Source organism: Micromonospora sp. RHAY321, assembly GCF_023896955.1.
In the GTDB taxonomy this organism is placed as follows: Bacteria; Actinomycetota; Actinomycetes; order Mycobacteriales; family Micromonosporaceae; genus Micromonospora.
On sequence record NZ_JAMHIW010000023.1, the window covers coordinates 41,907 to 62,542 of the forward strand.

16 protein-coding genes are annotated in these 20,636 nt (G+C 72.3%); 9 read left to right on the top strand and 7 right to left on the bottom strand.

Annotated features, from left to right (window positions below; genetic code table 11):
* Window positions 1-74: 74 nt before the first annotated feature.
* On the top strand, window positions 75-1,265 hold the full coding sequence (locus tag M8C17_RS29640; RefSeq protein WP_252419876.1) for an ROK family transcriptional regulator: 1,191 nt from the start codon (window positions 75-77) through the stop codon (window positions 1,263-1,265).
* A gap of 76 nt (window positions 1,266-1,341) precedes the next feature.
* Here the strand turns inward: M8C17_RS29640 and M8C17_RS29645 are convergent, their stop codons facing one another.
* Together M8C17_RS29645 and ilvD are read right to left on the bottom strand one after the other, a co-directional pair.
* Window positions 1,342-2,169, bottom strand: coding sequence for a hypothetical protein (locus M8C17_RS29645; protein ID WP_252419877.1), 828 nt, complete (start codon window positions 2,167-2,169; stop codon window positions 1,342-1,344).
* Between the two features lie 213 nt (window positions 2,170-2,382).
* A complete protein-coding gene (gene ilvD / locus M8C17_RS29650) occupies window positions 2,383-4,230 on the bottom strand; it encodes a dihydroxy-acid dehydratase (protein ID WP_252419878.1) in 1,848 nt (615 codons plus the stop codon).
* A 128-nt stretch (window positions 4,231-4,358) separates the two neighbouring features.
* On the opposite strand from ilvD, the gene M8C17_RS29655 reads away from it, so the two are divergent.
* From M8C17_RS29655 to serA, 5 genes are all read left to right on the top strand, one after another.
* Window positions 4,359-6,713 carry an EAL domain-containing protein gene (locus M8C17_RS29655; protein WP_256483617.1) on the top strand — a complete coding sequence of 785 codons (2,355 nt, stop codon included), beginning with the start codon at window positions 4,359-4,361 and terminating at the stop codon, window positions 6,711-6,713.
* A gap of 184 nt (window positions 6,714-6,897) precedes the next feature.
* Window positions 6,898-8,769, top strand: coding sequence for an acetolactate synthase large subunit (locus M8C17_RS29660; protein WP_252419880.1), 1,872 nt, complete (start codon window positions 6,898-6,900; stop codon window positions 8,767-8,769).
* 1 nt (window position 8,770) lies between these two features.
* Complete coding sequence (gene ilvN, locus M8C17_RS29665) at window positions 8,771-9,286, top strand: acetolactate synthase small subunit (protein WP_252419881.1); 516 nt, start codon at window positions 8,771-8,773, stop codon at window positions 9,284-9,286.
* A gap of 57 nt (window positions 9,287-9,343) precedes the next feature.
* Window positions 9,344-10,357, top strand: a complete 1,014-nt coding sequence (gene ilvC, locus M8C17_RS29670) for a ketol-acid reductoisomerase (RefSeq protein WP_252419882.1) — start codon at window positions 9,344-9,346, stop codon at window positions 10,355-10,357.
* Between the two features lie 506 nt (window positions 10,358-10,863).
* Entirely contained in the window at window positions 10,864-12,462 is a 1,599-nt protein-coding gene (serA, locus tag M8C17_RS29675; protein WP_252419883.1) for a phosphoglycerate dehydrogenase, read from the top strand.
* Between the two features lie 78 nt (window positions 12,463-12,540).
* Here serA and M8C17_RS29680 read toward each other — a convergent pair whose 3' ends face one another.
* Both M8C17_RS29680 and M8C17_RS29685 read right to left on the bottom strand, forming a co-directional pair.
* Window positions 12,541-12,897, bottom strand: a complete 357-nt coding sequence (locus M8C17_RS29680) for a hypothetical protein (RefSeq protein WP_252419884.1) — start codon at window positions 12,895-12,897, stop codon at window positions 12,541-12,543.
* A 397-nt stretch (window positions 12,898-13,294) separates the two neighbouring features.
* A complete protein-coding gene (locus M8C17_RS29685; RefSeq protein WP_252419885.1) occupies window positions 13,295-14,137 on the bottom strand; it encodes an FAD:protein FMN transferase in 843 nt (280 codons plus the stop codon).
* A 228-nt stretch (window positions 14,138-14,365) separates the two neighbouring features.
* Here M8C17_RS29685 and M8C17_RS29690 point away from each other — a divergent pair, with 228 nt between their 5' ends.
* Together M8C17_RS29690 and M8C17_RS29695 are read left to right on the top strand one after the other, a co-directional pair.
* Complete coding sequence (locus M8C17_RS29690) at window positions 14,366-15,397, top strand: 3-isopropylmalate dehydrogenase (RefSeq protein ID WP_252419886.1); 1,032 nt, start codon at window positions 14,366-14,368, stop codon at window positions 15,395-15,397.
* A 171-nt stretch (window positions 15,398-15,568) separates the two neighbouring features.
* Window positions 15,569-16,666 (top strand): branched-chain amino acid aminotransferase, encoded by a 1,098-nt coding sequence (locus M8C17_RS29695; protein ID WP_252419887.1) that lies wholly within the window; start codon window positions 15,569-15,571, stop codon window positions 16,664-16,666.
* Between the two features lie 60 nt (window positions 16,667-16,726).
* Here M8C17_RS29695 and M8C17_RS29700 read toward each other — a convergent pair whose 3' ends face one another.
* From M8C17_RS29700 to M8C17_RS29710, 3 genes are all read right to left on the bottom strand, one after another.
* On the bottom strand, window positions 16,727-17,485 hold the full coding sequence (locus M8C17_RS29700) for a tyrosine-protein phosphatase (RefSeq protein WP_252419904.1): 759 nt from the start codon (window positions 17,483-17,485) through the stop codon (window positions 16,727-16,729).
* A 35-nt stretch (window positions 17,486-17,520) separates the two neighbouring features.
* Window positions 17,521-17,979 (bottom strand): PRC-barrel domain containing protein, encoded by a 459-nt coding sequence (locus M8C17_RS29705; protein ID WP_252419888.1) that lies wholly within the window; start codon window positions 17,977-17,979, stop codon window positions 17,521-17,523.
* 139 nt (window positions 17,980-18,118) lie between these two features.
* Window positions 18,119-18,661 (bottom strand): carboxymuconolactone decarboxylase family protein, encoded by a 543-nt coding sequence (locus M8C17_RS29710; protein WP_252419889.1) that lies wholly within the window; start codon window positions 18,659-18,661, stop codon window positions 18,119-18,121.
* A 341-nt stretch (window positions 18,662-19,002) separates the two neighbouring features.
* On the opposite strand from M8C17_RS29710, the gene cimA reads away from it, so the two are divergent.
* A complete protein-coding gene (cimA, locus tag M8C17_RS29715; RefSeq protein WP_252419890.1) occupies window positions 19,003-20,634 on the top strand; it encodes a citramalate synthase in 1,632 nt (543 codons plus the stop codon).
* Window positions 20,635-20,636 lie beyond the last annotated feature (2 nt).

Consider the following 20,636-nt stretch of genomic DNA (forward strand, 5'->3'; position numbering starts at 1 on the left):
AGCGTCATCTAAAGGTAGACAGCAAACGAAGTCAACAGGTTGCCGGAACAAACTCCGGATGCTAAGAACCTGACGTGACGATTGACGACGCGCCGCGCGACGCCCTCCGGGGCGGCCCCCGGGAGCTGCTGCGGTGGGTGGCCAGCGGAGCGGCCGTCAGTCGTGCCGACCTGGCCCGGCTCTCCGGGCTGTCCCCCTCGACGGTCTCCCAGCGCGTGGAGGCCCTGATCAGCCAGGGTCTGCTGGAGGAGGCCGGCGCCGGCCGGTCCCGGGGCGGCCGACGACCGCGCCAGCTCGCGGTGCCGACCGGCGGTGCCGTGGTCGGCGCCATCGACCTGGGCGCCCATCACGCGCGGGTCGGCACGCTGGATCTCTCCGGCCGGGTGGTCCGGGCCCGCACCCTGCCGGTGCGCATCGAGGACGGTCCGGAGGAGGTGCTCGGCGCGCTGCTCGCCGAGGTCTCCGCGCTGGTGGCCGCGCACACGGGACCGGACCGCGAGGCGGTCGACGGCGCGCCGGCGGTGGCCGCCCTGCGCGGCATCGGCATCGGCATCCCCGGCCCGGTGCAGCACGCCACCGGCCGCATCGTCAGCCCGTCCCGGATGCCCGGCTGGAACGGCTTCGACGTCACCGCCTTCTGCGGCCAGCGGGTCGAGGTACCGGTCATCGTCGACAACGACGCCAACCTCATGGCACTCGGCGCGCACCGCACGGCACACCCCGACCTGGACCACGCCGTCTACATCAAGGCCGGCACCGGCATCGGCTCCGGCGTGATCTCCGACGGGCGGCTGCACCGAGGGGCGCAGGGATCGGCCGGGGACATCAGCCACTGCCGCGTGGTGGCTGATCCCGCACCGCCGTGCAGTTGCGGCAACGCCGGCTGCCTGGAGGCGGTGGCCAGCGGCGCGGCCCTGGTCACGGCGCTACGCGACCAGGGCGTACCGGTCGCCGACCTGACCGGCGTGATCCGCCTGATCGACGACGGCGACCGGCACGCCACCGCGCTCGCCCGGCAGGCCGGCCGCGCCATCGGCGAGATCCTGGCCGTGGTGGTCAACTTCTTCAACCCGCAGGTGGTGGCCATCGGCGGTCGGCTCGCCGACTGCGAACCGCTGCTGGCCAGCATGCGGGCCACCCTCTACGAGCGGTGCCTGCCGCTGGCCACGCAGACCCTGCTGATCGAACGGGTCACCGCTGGCCAGGACGTCGGCATCACGGGTGCCGCCCACCTGGTGATCGACCACGTCGTGGCAACCAGCTGACCCACCTGTCCGGCTTCTGGAATGGCACTGCCCGGCCGGTGATCACCTCGCCGACCGGGCAGCATCGCGGCTCTGGTCAGCTGCCGGCCGCCAGGCCCTTCAGCATCTCGGCGAAGTCGGCGGTCTCCGCCGGCGGCGGCGTCTCGATGGTCGCCGCCTTGCCGTAGTCGGTGTAGTCGACCACCATGTCGCCCATCTTGCCCATGACAATGCCCGCCCGGCGTGGCCGGTACTGCTCGTCGACCCACAGGTCGATCTTCAGCTCCTTGACGCCCTGCTTGGCCATCTCCTTCTCGACGCCCGCCCGCAGCTTGGCGTCGACCTGTCCGAGGTAGGTCGCCACGGGGGTGGTGACGGTGTAGTGGACGGTAGGCGCCCCGTTCACCGTCTCCTGCCCGACGACCGTCACACCCTCGGTGGCGAGCAGCGTCTTGACCTGCTTGATCGGGTCGACGTCCTCGAACTGCTTGGTGAAGTCCATGCCCGCCTGCTCGCCCAGGGCGGTCAGGTCCATCTTCATCCAGCGCTTCCCGCCCACGCTCCCGCGGTCCTCGGCCGGAACCTCGACGTAGACCACGGCGCCGATCATCCGGACGGTGGTCGTGGTGCCGTCCGGGTCCGCCGTCGTCATCTCGGCCTTGAGTGGGCTTCCCAGGTCGACGACACCCTGCATCGAGACCTTCTCGCCGCCCGCCGTGCCCTTCATCGTCACGGTCACCGATTCGGTCTTGTCGGTGGCCTCGACCGTCTTCTGCAGCGACCCCTTGAGATCACTGGCGAGCAGCTCCAGGACGCTGGGCTGCTTGGGCGCCTCGGACGAGCCGGACTTCGCACCGCAGGCGGAGACAGCGAGCGCGGTGAGCGCCGAGACCGCCACAACCGCGGTCTTCTTCCAAAGTGACACGTGAGCTTCTTTCCCGTGAGGATTCTGGGATCTCCCCAGATAGACCGACGACACGCTAGCGGACGCTGCCAGCCTGGGGGCACCCGTTTCCGCCGGCCTACCCTCTCCCCAGCCCGCGACGGCGCCACGGTCCACAAGGGATCGCTGATCTCGTGTTGATCACGCGAGCGCAGCCGCGGGACCGCTCAGGCAGGCCGGGCGGGACTCCGACGCTCACTCCGGGACGCGGCGGTAGGCGCCGTCGCTGGCCGAGGTGGCCATCGAGGCGTACGCGCGCAGCGCCGCCGACACCGGTCGCTGCCGATCGGTCGGGCTGTACGGCTTGTCGCGCTTCTCCTCGGCCACCCGGCGCGCCTCCAGCTCGTCGGAGGGCACGTTCAACTCGATCGAGCGGCTCGGGATGTCGATGACGATCTCGTCGCCGTCACGAACCAGGGCGATCAGGCCGCCGGAGGCCGCCTCGGGGGAGACGTGCCCGATGGAGAGTCCCGAGGTGCCGCCGGAGAAGCGACCATCGGTGAGCAGCGCACAGGAGCGGCCCAGCCCGCGACCCTTGAGGAACGAGGTGGGGTAGAGCATCTCCTGCATGCCGGGGCCGCCCTTGGGCCCCTCGTACCGGATCACCACGACGTCCCCGGCGACCACCTGCTTGGCGAGGATCGCGGTCACCGCGTCGTCCTGCGACTCGTAGACCTTCGCCGGGCCGCGGAAGGTCAGGCAGTCGTCCGGCACACCGGCGGTCTTCACCACACTGCCGTCCGGTGCCAGGTTTCCGTGCAGGATGGCCAGCCCGCCGTCGGCGGAGTACGCGTGCTCGCGGTCGCGGATGCAGCCGCCGGCCGCGTCGGTGTCCAGCGAGGACCAGCGGTTGGTGGTGGAGAACGGCTCGGTGGTGCGCACCCCGCCCGGCGCGGCGTGGAACAGCTCGACCGCCGTCGGTGTCGGCGAACCCCCGCGCACGTCCCAGTCGGTCAGCCACTGCGCCAGCGAGGGGGAGTGCACGGCGTGCACGTCCCGGTTGAGCTGCCCGGCCCGGTCCAGCTCGCCGAGGATCGCGGGGATGCCACCGGCCCGGTGCACGTCCTCCATGTGGTAGTTCGGCGAGTTCGGTGCGACCTTGGCCAGGCACGGCACCCGCCGGGAGATCGCGTCGATGTCGGCGACGCCGAAGTCCAGCTCCGCCTCGCGGGCGGCGGCGAGCAGGTGCAGCACCGTGTTGGTGGATCCGCCCATCGCCACGTCCAGGGCCACCGCGTTCTCGAACGCGGCCTTGGAGGCGACCGTGCGGGGCAGCACCGAGTCGTCGTCGCCGTCGTACCAGCGCTTGGAGATCTCCACGATGGTGCGGCCGGCCTCGACGAAGAGCGACCGGCGCGCGGCGTGGGTGGCCAGCGTCGAGCCGTTGCCGGGCAGTGCCAGCCCGATGGCCTCGGTGAGGCAGTTCATCGAGTTGGCGGTGAACATCCCGGAGCAGGAGCCGCAGGTGGGGCAGGCGGAGCGCTCGATCTCGCCGAGCTGCTCGTCGGTGACCGCCTCGTTCGAGGAGGCGATCATCGCGTCGATCAGGTCGATCTTGCTGTGCACGACGCCCTCGATCGCCATCGTCTTGCCGGCCTCCATCGGGCCGCCGGAGACGAAGACGGTCGGGATGTTGAGCCGCAGCGCGGCCAGCAGCATCCCCGGGGTGATCTTGTCGCAGTTGGAGATGCAGACCAGGGCGTCCGCGCAGTGCGCGTTGACCATGTACTCCACCGCGTCGGCGATCAGCTCGCGGCTGGGCAGCGAGTAGAGCATGCCGCCGTGGCCCATCGCGATGCCGTCGTCGACGGCGATGGTGTTGAACTCCCGACCCACCCCGCCGGCCTCGGCCACCGCGTCGGCCACCAGGCCGCCCATGTCCTTGAGGTGTACGTGACCCGGCACGAACTGGGTGAAACTGTTGGCGATGGCGACGATCGGCTTACCGAAATCGTCGTCGGTCATCCCGGTGGCCCGCCAGAGGGCCCGGGCGCCGGCCATCGTCCGACCGTGCGTGGAGGTCTTCGACCGCAGCTCAGGCATGCATACCAGCATGACACCGCCGGCGCGCCGGCCGTACGGAGTGTGCGCGTGTCCCAACAGATGCACATCCGGTCCCCCACGACGAGCGCTCATCCGGCACTCTTGAGGGCGTGCACTTCCCCCCGGGCATGGTGGCCGTCTCGGCGCTGAGCGGGCTCGTCGCCGCTGCGGCTGCCGTGCTGCTGGCCGTGGTCGCCCGCCGGCGCACCGGGGCGCACCGGCCGGCGCACGTGCTGCTCGCCGTGGCCGCCGGGGCCGCCCTGCTCAGCCTGTTGGGCGGGGTGGGGGCCGCACTCGCCGCGAACGAGCACTGGGCACACGAGCAGGGGCAACGCACCGGCTGGGCCACGCTGGTCGCGATCGGCACGGCGGTGAGCGGGCTGGCCTTCGCCGCCGGCCTGCTCCGGTTGCCCGGGGTGGCCGCCACGGCGGCGGGGACCACCCGGCTGGCCCTGGACGGCTCGATCATGGCCGCCGCGCTGTGGTTCGTCGGCTGGGTGCTCTTCTCCGAGCCGACCCGGTTGCTCGGCGCCGCCACCCCGATGGCCTGCCCGGCGATCCTGTTGGCCACGGTGGCCGCCGCGCTCGGTGCAGGGCTCGCCGTGATCGTCGTCTTCCGGGCCGTCGCCCCGCGCGGGCGGCTGGCCGCGCTCGGCGCCGGCATCAGCGCGGTGACCTTCGGTGGGCTGGGTCTGGCCGCCGGGCTCTGCCAGGCCGGGCCGACCATGGCGCTGACCGGCGCGGCGGTGCTCGCCGCCGGCCTGCTCACCGTCGCGCTCGCGATGTACCGGGCCGACCGGCCGGGGCAGGTCGAGCTGGACCTGATCGGTCGCGACGGCGAGTACGCCATCGCCCCGATGCTGGCCATGGCCGCCTCGGCGATGTACCACCTCCTCCAGGACGGCCGGTTCACCGCGGCCGGCATCGTGGCCGGCAGTGTGGAGGGCTTCGCCCTGGTGGCCCGGCAGTACCTCACCCTCAAGGACGTGCGCGACTACGCCGGTCGGCTGGCCGAGCGGGAGGCGCACTTCCGCGAGCTGGCACACACCGATCCGCTGACCACGCTGGCCAACCGGCGGGGCCTGCTGCGCGCGCTGCACGACGGCGCGGCGGCGGGCACCCCGTGTGTGCTGCTCGGTCTCGACCTGGACGGCTTCAAGAACGTCAACGACATGCGCGGCCACGACGTGGGCGACGCGGTGCTGGCCGAGGTGGGCCGTCGGCTGCGCGGCAACCTGCGCCCCGGCGATGTGGCGGCCCGGCTCGGCGGCGACGAGTTCGCCGTGCTCATGCCGGGCCGACCCGCCGACGCGGACCGGGTCGCCGAACGGCTGCTCGGCGTGCTCAACCGCCCGTACGACCAGCCCGAAGGGCCGGTCTTCCTGTCGGTGAGCATCGGGGTGGCCGGGTGGGCCGGCGAGCCGGACGTGGAGCTGCTGCTGCGCCACGCCGACCTGGCCCTGCGCTACGCCAAGCAGCGCGGCAAGAACCGGATCGAGCGCTACGACGCCACGTACGACCAGCTGCTGCGCCGGCGCACCACGCTGGAGCACGAGCTGCGCGGCGCCATCGAGCGCGACGAGCTGCGGTTGGCCTTCCAGCCGGTGGCGTCGCTGCCGTCGGTGCGGCCGGTCGGCGCCGAGGCGCTGCTCCGCTGGCACCACCCCGAGCTGGGCAACGTCCGTCCGGACGAGTTCATCCCGCTGGCCGAGGAGTGCGGCATGATCGCCACGCTCGGCGCCTGGGTGCTGCACCAGGCCTGCTACCAGCTCTCCCGCTGGCTGGCGGACGGGCACGACGTCTGGGTCTCGGTGAACGTGTCCCCGCGCGAGCTGCACGCCCCGGAGTACGTGGTCCAGGTCGCCGAGGCACTGCGCGCCCACCACGTGCCGCCGCAGCGGCTGGTGCTGGAGGTCACCGAGCACGCGGTCGCCACCGACCTCGACGAGCTGATCCGACGGCTGACCGCGCTGCGGCTGACCGGCGTACGGATCGCGCTGGACGACTTCGGCGCCGGCTACTCCTCGCTGGGGCAGCTGCGCCGGCTGCCGATCGACATCCTGAAGATCGACCACAGCCTGGTCGCCGAGCACGAGCCGGTCCGCCCGGTCGGCAAGGACGGCCCGGCGTTCGCGCCGATGGTCGACATCGTCATGCGCCTGGGCCACCAGCTCGGGCTGGAGGTGATCGCCGAGGGGGTGACCACGCCGACCGAGTTGGCCGCCGTGGTGGCGGCCGGCTGCCGCTTCGGTCAGGGCGCGCTCTTCGGCTGGGGTGTGCCGGCCGAGCACCTGGAGGCGATGTTGGAGGCAGCCACCTCACCGGGTGCGCGGCCCGCGCCACTGCCCGCGCCGCGCCGGGTTTCGGGTGGGTCCGGGCAGGTCATCCCGGTTGCCGAGGGCGCGTCGCAGGGCGACGCGCCGCAGTCCGTTAACCAACATGTGGGATCAGTTGACTCATCGCGTGAGATGCGTCAGGCTTAGCCCCATGTCGTCCCGGTCGCTGCGAGTACTTACCTGAGCGCACTCTCCCTCATCGAGAGTGCGCTGGCCCCGTGCATCTGCACGAGGGCCGTTTTTATTGCCATCGGAACCTGTCGGGGCGGGCCCCGCCCGCGTCGCAACGCTTGACAAGCCCCAGCCACTCCAGCCGAAGGCCAGAACCGCCATGACGAGACCCACGCCCGAGACCCTCGCCCACACCGCCCGGCGGGCCCGCGCGGCCACCGAGCCGGCCGCCGACGCCGCGCGTACCCCGGCCACCCCGGCCGTTCCGGCGGTACGGACACCCGCTCCGGCCCAGGTCTCCGGTGCTGGTTCGCTCGTGCGGTCCCTTGAGGCGCTCGGCGTCGACGTCGTCTTCGGCATCCCGGGCGGCGCCATCCTGCCGGCGTACGACCCGCTCTACGACTCCAGCGTCCGGCACATCCTGGTCCGGCACGAGCAGGGCGCCGGGCACGCGGCGACCGGGTACGCGCAGGCCACCGGCAAGGTCGGTGTCTGCATGGCCACCTCCGGCCCGGGTGCCACGAACCTGGTGACCCCGATCGCCGACGCGTACATGGACTCGGTGGCGATGGTGGCGATCACCGGTCAGGTGGCGCGCCCGTCGATCGGCACCGACGCCTTCCAGGAGGCGGACATCCAGGGCATCACCCTGCCGATCACCAAGCACAACTTCCTCGTGCAGTCTCCCGAGGAGATCCCGCAGGTGCTGGCCGAGGCGTTCCACCTGGCCAGCAGCGGCCGGCCCGGCCCGGTGCTGGTCGACATCCCCAAGGACGTGCTCCAGGCGTCGACCACCTTCACCTGGCCGCCGACCCTGGACCTGCCCGGCTACCGGCCGACCCTGCACCCGCACGGCAAGCAGATCCGGGAGGCGGCCCGGCTGATGGCCGCCGCCCGCCGGCCCGTGCTCTACGTGGGCGGCGGGGTGCTCAAGGCCGGTGCGACCGACGGGCTGCGCCGGTTGGCCGAGGAGACCGGCATCCCGGTGGTCACCACGCTGATGGCGCTCGGCGCGTTCCCCGACTCGCATCCGCAGCACCTGGGGATGCCGGGAATGCACGGCACCGTCGCCGCGGTCTACGGGTTGCAGAAGGCGGATCTGATCGTCGCCCTGGGCGCCCGGTTCGACGACCGGGTGACCGGCAAGCTGGACTCGTTCGCCCCGGACGCCACCGTGGTGCACGCCGACATCGACCCGGCCGAGATCGGCAAGAACCGGCACGCGGACGTGCCGATCGTGGGCGACGCCCGGCACGTCATCGACGAGCTGATCGCCGCGGTGACCGCCGAGCGGTCGGCCGGGCACAGCACCGACCTGGGCGACTGGTGGACCCAGCTGGACGACCTGCGCAACCGCTACCCGCTGGGCTACGACGAGCCGGCCGACGGCACGCTCTCACCGCAGTACGTGATCAAGCGGCTGGGTGAGATCGTCGGCCCGGACGGGATCTTCGTGGCCGGCGTGGGCCAGCACCAGATGTGGGCGTCCCAGTTCATCTCGTACGAGAAGCCGCACACCTGGCTGAACTCCGGTGGCCTCGGCACGATGGGCTACGCGGTGCCGGCGGCGATGGGCGCCAAGGTCGGCAGGCCGGACACGGTGGTCTGGGCGGTGGACGGCGACGGCTGCTTCCAGATGACCAACCAGGAGTTGGCCACCTGCGCGTTGGAGGGCATCCCGGTCAAGATCGCCGTGATCAACAACGGCAACCTCGGGATGGTCCGGCAGTGGCAGACGCTGTTCTACAACGAGCGGTACTCCAACACCGACCTCGGCACCCACAAGCACCGCATCCCCGACTTCGTCAAGCTCGCCGAGGCGCTGGGCTGCGTCGGGCTGCGCTGCGAGAACGCGGACGACGTCGACAAGACCATCGCCGCGGCCATGGAGATCAACGACGCCCCGGTGGTGATCGACTTCGTGGTCGGCAAGGACGCCATGGTCTGGCCGATGGTCGCCGCCGGCACCAGCAACGACGAGATCATGTTCGCCCGGGGCGTCCGCCCGGCCTTCGACGAGGATGACATCTGACATGACTATGCACACGCTTTCGGTGCTGGTGGAGAACAAGCCCGGCGTGCTCGCCCGGGTCTCCGGCCTCTTCTCGCGGCGCGGCTTCAACATCGACAGCCTCGCCGTGGGCGAGACCGAGAACCCGGACGTCTCCCGGATCACCATCGTGGTCAACGCGGAGTCGTCCCCGCTGGAACAGGTCACCAAGCAGCTCAACAAGCTGGTGAACGTGCTCAAGATCGTGGAACTGGACCCGCAGGTCTCGGTCGCCCGGGAGTTGCTGCTGGTGAAGGTGCGCGCCGACCGGTCCGCGCGGACCCAGGTGCTGGAGACGGTCAACCTGTTCCGCGCCCGGGTGGTCGACGTCGCGCCGGACACGCTGACCATCGAGGCCACCGGCACCCCGGACAAGCTCGACGCGCTGCTGCGCGACCTCGAGCCCTTCGGCATCAAGGAAATGGTCCAGTCCGGGCTGGTGGCGATCGGGCGCGGCTCGCGTTCGATCACCGCCGGTCCCTCGCTGCGGGCCGCCTGACCCATCCACAAAGACCACGACGGGCCGCCCCGGCCGTCGTACGAAAGGGAAGCTCCAATGAGTGTTGAGGTGTACTACGACGACGACGCCGACCTCGGCCTGATCCAGGCCAAGAAGGTCGCGGTGATCGGCTACGGCAGCCAGGGCCACGCGCACGCGCTGTCGCTGCGCGACTCCGGCGTCGACGTGGTGATCGGTCTGCCGGAGGGCTCGAAGAGCCGCCCCAAGGCCGAGGAGCAGGGCCTGCGGGTGGTCACGCCGGCACAGGCCGCGGCCGAGGCCGACGTGATCATGGTGCTCGCGCCGGACACCGCCCAGCGTGCTCTCTACACCGAGTCGATCGCGCCGCACCTCGCCCCGGGCAAGGCGATCTTCTTCGGTCACGGCTTCAACATCCGGTACGGGCTGATCAAGCCGCCGGCCGAGGTGGACGTGGCGATGGTCGCGCCGAAGGGCCCCGGCCACCTGGTGCGCCGCCAGTACGCCGACGGCAAGGGCGTGCCCTGCCTGGTCGCCGTCGAGCAGGACGCCAGCGGCAAAGCCCTCGCGCTCGCCCTCGCGTACGCCAAGGGGATCGGCGGCACCCGCGCCGGCGCGATCCGGACCACCTTCACCGAGGAGACCGAGACCGACCTCTTCGGCGAGCAGGCGGTGCTCTGCGGCGGCGCGGCGGCGCTGGTGCAGACCGGTTTCGAGGTGCTCACCGAGGCCGGCTACGCCCCGGAGGTCGCCTACTTCGAGTGCCTGCACGAGCTGAAGCTGATCGTCGACCTGATGTACGAGGGTGGCATCGCGAAGATGCGGTACAGCATCTCCGACACCGCCGAGTACGGCGACCTCTCCCGCGGCCCGCGAGTCATCGACTCCCGCGTCAAGGACGAGATGCGCAAGATCCTCTCCGAGATCCAGTCCGGCGAGTTCGCCCGCGAGTGGGTGGCCGAGGACGAGGCGGGCCGGCCCAACTTCACCAAGTGGCAGGCCGAGGGTGCGGCGCACCCGATCGAGGAGACCGGCCGGAAGCTGCGCGGCATGATGAGCTGGGTGGACCGTCCGATCACCGAGACCGCCTGACCGTACGACAGTCACCGACGGCCCTGGGCCGGCGCCCGCACCGGTGCCGGTCCCGGGCCGATCGGTGCATCCGTGGCCGGTGCCGGCCCGGCTGCGCGTTCCGGTCTGCGGCGCAGGGCCACCGCCGTACGCCCAGTCCCTGGGACCGGGTGACCAACGCCTCGGCCAGCGTTCACCGTGGTGTCGAACATCGAGCCCGGTCAGCCGGCGCAGCGGTGCGACGCGCGCGGCGAGCGGCACGTGAGGGTCCTCCCGCAGGGCTGCTGCCTCCGGTCACGGGTGACCGGAGCAACCATGTCGGGCAGGTGAACGGGCCATGTCCGTCGTCCGACCCGGCGTGTGAGGGCCCTCACCCCGAAGACCGGAACATGCCGGCCAACGAGGCCCCTACGATCGCGGGTAGGTGCGCAGCCGGCACCTGACGGCCACGGCACGGATCAGCGCAGGGCGCAGTGCGGCGCCTTGCCGCCCCCGGCCGATCGCAAACACGACCTCTACGAGGACCGATGAATCCTGTCGTACTGATCGCCGAAGAACTCGCCCCCGCCGCCATCGAGGTGCTCGCCCACGACTTCGACGTCCGTCACGTCGACGGCACCGACCGTCCGGCCCTGCTCTCGGCGCTCTCCGAGGCCGACGCCGTCATCGTGCGCAGCGCGACCCAGATCGACGCCGAGGCGGTCGCCGCCGCGCCGCGACTCAAGGTCGTCGCCCGGGCGGGCGTCGGGCTGGACAACGTCGAGGTGCCGGCCGCCACCGCGCGGGGCGTCATGGTCGTCAACGCCCCCACCTCGAACATCGTCTCCGCCGCCGAGCAGGCCGTCGCGCTGCTCCTCGCCGTGGCCCGCAACACCGCCAGCGCCAGCGCCGCGCTGAAGGCGGGGGAGTGGAAGCGGTCGAAGTACACCGGCGTCGAGGTACAGGGCAAGACCGTCGGCGTGGTCGGGCTCGGCCGCATCGGGGTGCTCTTCGCGTCCCGCATCGCGGCGTTCGGCACCCGGCTGATCGCGTACGACCCGTACATCCAGCCGGCCCGCGCGGCGCAGCTCGGCGTACGCCTGGTCGGGCTGGAGGAGCTGCTGCGGGAGAGCGACTTCATCTCCATCCACCTGCCGAAGACCCCGGAGACCGTGGGCCTGATCGGTGAGAAGGAGCTGGCGATCGTCAAGCCCGGCGTGCGGATCATCAACGCCGCCCGTGGTGGTCTCGTCGACGAGCAGGCCCTCGCGAACGCCATCGCCGAGGGTCGGGTCGCCGGTGCCGGCGTCGACGTGTACAGCAAGGAGCCCTGCACCTCCTCGCCGCTGTTCGCCTTCGACAACGTGGTGGCCACCCCGCACCTGGGTGCCTCCACGCACGAGGCGCAGGACAAGGCCGGCCTGGCGGTGGCCCGGAGCGTGAAGCTGGCGTTGCAGGGCGAGTTCGTCCCGGACGCGGTCAACGTGCAGGCCGGTGGCGTGGTCGCCGAGGACGTCCGGCCGCTGCTTCCGCTGGCCGAGAAGCTCGGCCGGGCCTTCACCGCGGTGGCCGGCGGGGTTGCCGCCAGCGTCACCGTCGAGGTCCGCGGCGAGATCGTCAGCCACGACGTGTCGGTGCTCAAGCTCGCCGCCACCAAGGGTCTGTTCAGCTCCGTGGTCGAGGAGCAGGTCACCTACGTCAACGCCCCGCACCTGGCCGCCGAGCGCGGCGTCGAGGTCACCCTGGCCAGCCTGGCCGAGACGGCTGAGCAGCCCACCCTGGTCACGGTGCGCGGTGCGCTGCCGGACGGCCGGACGGTCAGCGTCTCCGGCACGGTCACGCAGTCCGGTGCCCGCGACGTCCTGAAGCTCACCGAGGTGGACGGCTTCGACGTGGAGATCGGCGCGGAGGGCATTCTGCTCTTCCTGCGCTACGCCGACCGGCCCGGCGTCGTCGGCACCGTCGGCACCCTGCTCGGCGAGGCGGGCATCAACATCGCGGCCATGCAGGTGGCCCGGCGCGAGGCGGGCGGCGAGACGCTGATGACGCTCACCGTCGACCAGGCGCTCGGCGCCGACCTGCTCACGTCGGCGGCCGACTCGATCGGCGCGACGGCGGCCAGCGCGGCGGATCTGCGCGACGAGTAGTCGACGGCAGCATCACGGGGGGCCCGGCGACGCGCCGGGCCCCTCGTCGTTCCCGCCGTGGGTTGTCCTGCCGCCCGGTCAGCCGGGCAGCCGGGCCGGCGGCGGATAGACCGAGCCGTCCTGGGGGTCGAAGAGCATCAACCCGTGCTCGCCGGCCAGCCGCTCGATGTCCAGCAGCACCTGGTCCGCGCAGGTCGGGTGCAGGTTCAGCTCGACATGGTCGTGGGCGGCGTGCAGCGGCGCCACCGCCCACGGGCTGTCCGGGCCGGGGTGACGGTCCGGGTACGAGGCGGTGATCGCCCGGTAGAAGGCGACCACTCGCGGGTCCGGGTAACGGTCCACGTGCCGCCCCTGCCGGCAACCCTCGACCGCGCCCCGCACGTCCTCGGGCGTCGCCCCGTCCTCCAGGGCCCACACGCTCAGATCGAAACTCACGGCGGACAGCGTGCCATCCGTCGTTCACCATGTCGAAACTGCCTCGCCGCAGGCCAACCACTGATGTGCCAGAGTCCGCTCGCGACGGTCCGCTGTGGAGACTCTTGCGTCGAGTTGCGTCGATTCGCTAGCGTACCGACTGCGGTCACTGGCCGAGTTCGCGGCGCCGGCCCGTCTTCGGGTGGCGCGGTCGACGTCCGGCCCGACCGGTCCGCACCCCTCGATTGTGCGAGCCACGCGCACTCGTCGCTGACCGGCCCCCACGGCCGTTGCCGAGACCGTGGGGGCCGATCGCAGCCCGACCGGCCGGCCCGAGGGGCGGCCGAGGTGCGAATCGGGCTCCAGGAGACGCGCCGCAGCACCGCGGGGAGGCGGGCTCGGTGCGGCGACGTCCCGCTCAGCGACGGTGGGCGAAGAGCGCGCGGTAGTCGGAGCCGGCGCGGAACCAGGCCAGGCCGGTGGGGCCGGCGGCGTAGAGCGCGGTGGCGTAGGCGTCGGCGATCGCCAGGTCGGGGCCGACGACGGTGGCGGCGACAAGGTGGTTGGCCGGCTCACCGGTGTGCGGGTCCACCACGTGCCCCTGGCGCCCGGTCACCCCGGAGGTGCCGACCGCGCCGGCCGTCATCTCCAGCACCAGCGGTGCGCGTTCCGGTGCGGTGGGGTGGTGCACGGCCACCCGCCACGGCCCGCCGTGCGGCGCGCGGCCACGGACCACCAGGTCGGCGCCGGTGAGTACGGCGTAGTCATGGATGCCCGCCGCCCGCAACCGGGCGGCGGCCCGCTCGACCGCCCAACCGCCGAGCAGGCCGCCCGGATCGAAGCCGCCGGGCACCGCCCACGCGTCGAACCACCCGTCGGTGGCGGCCCGCATCGCCGTGCAGCGGTCGACCAGGTCGGCCAGCGGGGGGTACGAGTCGGGGCTGATCTCGCCTCGGCGCAGCCGGGAGACCAGGCTGTCCGGCCGGTTCGGGCCGTAGGTGAGGTCGATGGCCCGCAGCTCGGCGACGCTGTCCCGCAGTGCCTCGCCGACGCCCCGGCGGCCGAGCCACTCGGGCGCGTTGAGCAGCAGGGTGTATTCGGCGGTCGGGGTGCGCACCGTGTGCTGCACCGCGATCCGGCCCTCGGTGGCGCCGGCGGGGTCGATCCGCTGCCGCCGGCTGCCGAGCCGGAGGTCCGGCCGACGGTTCCGGAAGGCCGACGGGTCCGGCCAGCGGGTCCGCGGCTGCTCGTCGATGCGCATGGCACCTGCCCCCTCGCAGTTTGCGTCGCGTCGTCGGCGACCCCCGGTCGCGGGCCCCCGTTGACCCGCTGACCCCACGGTAGGCAGCGGAGATGACTGACTCATGGGTCCCACCTGAGAGGTGGCTGTGTATCGGCGTTTCCCATATTTTGGACGATCCGTACCGGGAGGCGGGACGGGGACGTACCGTTGCCCGGTACGGGGCAGTCGAAGACGAGGAGTGCGGGCGTGACGCGGATCGCGGTGGTGGCCGGGGATGGCATCGGGCCCGAGGTGGTCGCGCAGGCCCGCAAGGTCCTCGACGCCGTGCTGCCCGGCGTGCAGGCCACCGAGTACGACCTCGGAGCGGCCCGCTGGCACCGTACCGGAGAGGTGCTGCCCGACTCGGTGCTGGCCGAGCTGGCCGGGCACGACGCCATCCTGCTCGGCGCCGTCGGTGACCCGACGGTCCCCCCGGGCGTGCTGGAGCGGGGCCTGCTGCTCAAGCTCCGTTTCGCCTTCGACCAGTACGTCAACCTCCGTCCGTCCCGGCTCTGGCCCGGTGTCGCCGGCCCGTTGGGCAACGTGAAGCCCGGCGAGGTCGACCTGGTCGTGGTGCGCGAGGGCACCGAGGGCCTCTACGCCGGGGCCGGTGGCTCGCTGCACCGCGACACCCCCGCCGAGGTCGCCACCGAGGAGAGCCTGAACACCCGCCACGGCGTGGAGCGGGTCATCCGCGACGCGTTCGCCCGGGCCGGCCGCCGGGAGCGCCGCAAGGTCACCCTGGTGCACAAGACCAACGTGCTCACCCACGCCGGGTCGCTCTGGGCGCGTGCCTTCGACGCGGTCGCCGCCGAGCACCCGGACATCGCCACCGAGTACCAGCACGTCGACGCCGCCGCGATGTTCCTGGTCACCCAGCCGCAGCGCTACGACGTGGTGGTCACCGACAACCTGTTCGGCGACATCCTCACCGACATCGCCGCGGCGGTCACCGGCGGGATCGGGCTGGCCGCCAGCGGTTGCATCAACCCCGAGGGGGCGTACCCCTCGATGTTCGAGCCGGTACACGGCTCGGCGCCGGACATCGCCGGGCAGGGCGTCGCCGACCCGGTCGCCGCGGTGCTCTCCGCCGCGCTGCTGCTGGAGCAGCTCGGGCACGCCGAGGCCGCGACCCGGGTCAACGCGGCGGTCGCCGCCGAGCTCGCCGGCCGGACCTCGGGCGTGACGCTGCGTACCGACGAGGTCGGCGACCGGCTCGCCGCGCACGCCGTAGCCTGACCCGCCCCGGGCCACCGGCGGCGCGCCGGTCCGGTCCGACGCGGGCCCATTCGGGGTCCTCGATGACCCCGATCGGCGCTACCCGCTGAACGACCGTTCGGGGTAAGTTTCTGGCACAGCCATGTCGGTGTGCGATCCCGCATGCCGTTGTCCCGCAGGGAGGTCAGCGCGATGAGCGGTGGTGACAAGCTCGACTTCGAGATCCGTCCGAATCCCGCGCCGGTATCCGCCGCCGACCGGGCCGCCCTGCTGGCCAACCCGGGGTTCGGCCGGGTCTTCACCGACCACATGGTCACCGTCCGCTACGCCGACGGCAAGGGCTGGTACGACGCCCGGGTGGAGGCCCGCGGGCCGATCCCGATGGACCCGGCCAGCGCTGTCCTGCACTACGCGCAGGAGATCTTCGAGGGGCTGAAGGCGTACCGGACCGCCGACGGCGGCGTGACGATGTTCCGGCCGGACGCCAACGCCGCCCGGTTCGCCGCCTCGGCACAGCGGATGGCGATGCCGACGCTGCCGCCCGACGTCTTCGTCGACTCGCTGCACAAGCTCATCGAGATCGACCGGGAGTGGATCCCGACCGGCGAGGACGGCAGCCTCTACCTGCGGCCGTTCATGTTCGCCAGCGAGGTCTTCCTCGGTGTCCGGCCCGCCAACGAGTACCTCTACATGGTGATCGCGTCGCCGGTCGGGGCGTACTTCACCGGCGGGGTCAAGCCGGTCACCGTCTGGGTCTCGCCGGACTACACCCGGGCCGCACCTGGTGGCACCGGCGCGGCCAAGTGCGGCGGCAACTACGCGGCCTCACTGGCGGCGCAGGCCGAGGCCATCGAGGCCGGCTGCGACCAGGTGGTCTTCCTGGACGCCGTGGAGCGCCGGTTCGTCGACGAGCTGGGCGGCATGAACGTGTTCTTCGTCTACGACGACGACACCGTGGTGACCCCGCCGCTGACCGGCACCATCCTGCCGGGCATCACCCGCGACGCGGTCCTCACGCTGGCCGGGGCGGCCGGGCACCGGGTCGAGGAGCGGCCGGTCACGTTCGCCGACTGGCAGGCCGACGCGGCCAGCGGGCGGCTCCGCGAGGTCTTCGCCTGCGGCACGGCCGCCGTGATCACCCCGATCGGCGGGGTCCGCTTCCCGGACGGCGAGTTCCTGATCGGCGGCGGCGAGCCCGGCCGCGTGACGATGGCGCTCCGTCAGCAACTGGTCGACATCCAGCGTGGCAAGGCCACCGACCCGCGCGGCTGGGTCCACAGGGTCCTCTGACGCCCCCAGCCCGCTGATCCAGGTCATGCGCCCGGATCAGCGGCTGGGAGCGGGCGCAGCTCAGCCGAGCAGGTGGTCGCGCAGGGCGGCCAGTTGTTCGTCGGTCACGCCGGCGTGGCGCAGGTAGCCCTCGACCGAGCCGTGCCCCGCGCGGAGTTCGTCCAGGAAGATCTGCATCGCCTCGGCGGGTGAGGCGAGGAACGGTGCCGGCACGTTCACCTCGCCCACGGTGGCGGCCAGCCAGGCACTGTACCGGGCGGACGCCTCCGCGGTCAGCGCGTAGTCCGCGGCAATGTCGGCGTCGTCGACACCCAGCACGGCGAGGGTCAGCGCGCAGACGATGCCGGTGCGGTCCTTGCCCGCGACGCAGTGCACCACCACGGGGGCGGTGGAGGAGTCCGCGATCAGCCCGACCGCCTCGGCCAGGCCGGCGGTGCCGGTCTGCGCGAGGTCGGCGTACCGGTCCGCGAGATAGCGGGCCAGGCTGACGCCCTCCTCGTGCGGCTGCTCGGCCCAGTCCGCGTGCTCCGGGTGGATGTGCCGGTAGGTCAGCCCCTGGTACGCCGGCACCCGACCGTCGCGGTCCACCTCGGCCGGACGGCGCAGGTCGATGACGGTGCGGATGCCGAGCGCGGCGAACGCGTCGCGGTCCTGCTCGTCGAGGCGGTGCAGCGAGTCGGAGCGGTAGAGCCGACCCCGGCGGACGGTGCGGCCGTCGTGGCCGGTGTAGCCACCGACGTCGCGGAAGTTGAAGGTCGCGGGCAGCGGGATGTGTCGGTTGTCGTCGATGGCGTCCACGTTCACACGGTAACGGCCGATGGGGGCGAGCCCCACCGGCCGTCGGGTCCGTTCGGTCAGCGCGCGGTGCCGGGCGGGAGCGCGCCGTACGTCTCGTCGTAGTAGCCGCCCAGCCGATCACGGTAGGTCGGGTCGCTGTGGCTGGTCTCGTCGTACTCCGGGGCGGCCTTGATCTGGTCGCGGGTCCGGTCGACGGAGACGGTGCGCTGGTCGTGGTCGACCTGGTTGACCGTGCCGGCCGGCAGCATCACCTTCTTGCCGAAGATCCACGGGCCGGTGTCCACGACGAGGTAGCTGCCGTCCACCTCGTGGCTGGCGCTGTCGATCTTGCCGATGCCGCCGTCGGTGGCCTCGACCTTGTAGCCGACCAGGTCGGCGTCGGCCACCCCGGCCTGGTCCCGGTAGCGCCAGGGGTCGAAGGCGCCGGCCGGCGCGCCGCCGGGCACGGTGCCCTGGTCGCCGCCGCGCAGCGGGTCCGGCCCGGCGTGAGTGGCGTGCGGATCGATCCTGTCCATGCCGTTCACTCCTGACTGTCGCCGATCGTCTCGGCGTCGGTGGGGTGCGTCCCCCGAGGAGCTACCCGGCGGCCGGGGGCGGGAAACGGCGACGGGACGACACCGCGGGTGCGGCGTCGGCCCGTCGGGGCGTACCGGCTCAGGCCAGCGCGGCCTCTGCGTCCAGGGTGACGGCCGCGGCGTGCACGACGGCGGAGATCCGCAGCGCCTCGTGCACCTGCTCCCGGGTGAAGCCGCTGGCGCGCAGCCTCTTCTCGTGCGACTCCAGGCACACCCCGCAGCCGGTGATCGCCGACACGGCGAGGCACCACAGCTCGAAGTCGCCCTTGTCCACCCCGGGCCGGGCGATGATCTGCATCCGCAGCCGGGCGGGCATCGAGGCGTACTGCTCGTCGCCGATGAGGTGCTTGGCCCGGTAGTAGACGTTGGTCATCGCCATGATGGCCGCGGCGCCCTTGGCCGCCTCGACGCCCTCCGGCTTGAGGTGCCCGAGCGCCTCGGCGGCGATCTCGCGCAGCACCACCGGGTTGCGGGCGGCCACCGCGCAGGCCAGCGCGGTGCCCCAGGACTGCACCGGGGTCAGCGTCGAGGCGCCGACGGTGGAGCCGAGGTTGAGCCTGATGTCCCTGGCGTACTCGGGCAGGGCAGCCTTGATCGCGTCCAGACCACCGACAGTGAGCAATGCTCCTCCTTGGGAGTGGCACAGGTGCCCCGTAACTTGATCAGTTCCAGATACTTCCTCAAGGCTGTTGTCGCCGGTGGGCGGTCAGGTGCCTTGTGAAGCCGATCACGAGCGGCGGGCTCCCGTCCCGACCCGGCGGCGGCCAGGCGATGGCAACCCTGCGTCACCGTCCCGCCATGTGGATTGTTCCTCCCAAAAACAGGGGAGGGGTGGCACAGTAGCGATCGTGACCAGCACCGCCCTGATTATTGCGACCTAGCGCGCCGGCCCTCCCCTCCGCCGAGCGCGCAGACCTCCCGCATCCGCGGGAGGTCTTTTTGTTGCTCCGAGAAAGGATCCTGATGACGTTCCAGGTCTTCGACACGACGTTGCGCGACGGCGCCCAGCGCGAAGGGCTCACCTACTCGGTCGTCGACAAGCTGGCCGTGGCCCGGCTGCTCGACGAGTTCGGCGTCGGCTTCATTGAGGGCGGCTGGCCGGGCGCGGTGCCCAAGGACACCGAGTTCTTCCGCCGGGCGCGCACCGAACTCGACCTGCGGCACGCCGTGCTCGTCGCGTTCGGCGCCACCCGCAAGGCCGGCGTCAAGGTCGCCGACGACCCCCAGGTGCGCGGTCTGCTGGACGCGGAGACGCCGGCGGTGGCGCTGGTCGCCAAGGCCGACATCCGGCACGTCGAGCGGGCGCTGCGCACCACTGGCGCGGAGAACCTGGCGATGGTCCACGACACCGTCGCGCACCTCGTCGGTGAGGGCCGCCGGGTCTTCGTCGACGGCGAACACTTCTTCGACGGCTACCGCCACGACCCGGCGTACGCCGCGGCCGTGGTGCAGGCCGCGCTGGCCGCCGGTGCCGAGCGGATGGTGCTCTGCGACACCAACGGCGGCATGCTGCCCTCCCAGGTGACCGCCGCGATCGTCGACCTGACCCAACGGCTCGGGGTCGACGCCGCGCTGTTCGGCATGCACGCGCAGAACGACACCGCCTGCGCCGTGGCCAACACGATCGCCGCCGTGGAGGCGGGCGTCCGTCACGTCCAGGGCACCGCCAACGGGTACGGCGAGCGGCCCGGTAACGCGGACCTCTTCGCGGTGGTCGCCAACCTCCAACTCAAGCTGGGCATGCCGGTCCTACCGGGGGGCTGCCTGGAACAGATGGTGCGGGTCTCGCACGCCATCGCCGAGATCGCCAACATCGCCCCCGACACCCACCAGGCGTACGCCGGGGCTGCCGCCTTCGCCCACAAGGCGGGGCTGCACGCGAGTGCGATCAAGGTCGACCCGTTGCTCTACAACCACGTGGACCCGTCGGTGGTGGGCAACGACATGCGGATCCTGGTGACCGAGATGGCCGGCCGGGCCAGCGTCGAGCTCAAGAGCCGCGAGCTCGGGCTGGACCTGGCCGGCCGTCCGGAGGCCCTGACCCGCGTCACCAACCGGGTCAAGGAGTTGGAGGCGGGCGGCTGGTCGTTCGAGGCCGCGGACGCCTCCTTCGAGCTGCTGGTCCGCTCCGAGCTGCCAGAGGGCCGGCCGGTCCGGCCCTTCACCCTGGAGTCGTACCGGGTGCTGGTCGAGCACCGCGAGGACGGCGCGGTCGTCTCCGAGGCGACCGTCAAGATCCGGGTACGGGGCGAGCGGGTGATCGCGACCGCCGAGGGCAACGGCCCGGTCAACGCCCTGGACGAGGCACTGCGGGTGGGGCTGGCGCGGCACTACCCGCAGCTGCGCGACTTCGAGCTGGCCGACTACAAGGTCCGCATCCTGGAGGGCAGCCACGGCACCGGCGCGGTCACCCGGGTGCTGCTGGAGACGGCCGACGGCAGGGGCCGGGACTGGACCACCGTGGGTGTGCACCCGAACGTGGTCGAGGCCAGCTGGCACGCCCTCGTCGACGCTCTCACCTACGGGCTGGCCGAGGGCGGGGAAGGGTCGCCCACCACTCCGGCCGGCGCTCCCGGGGCGCCGGGCGGGCGCTGAGG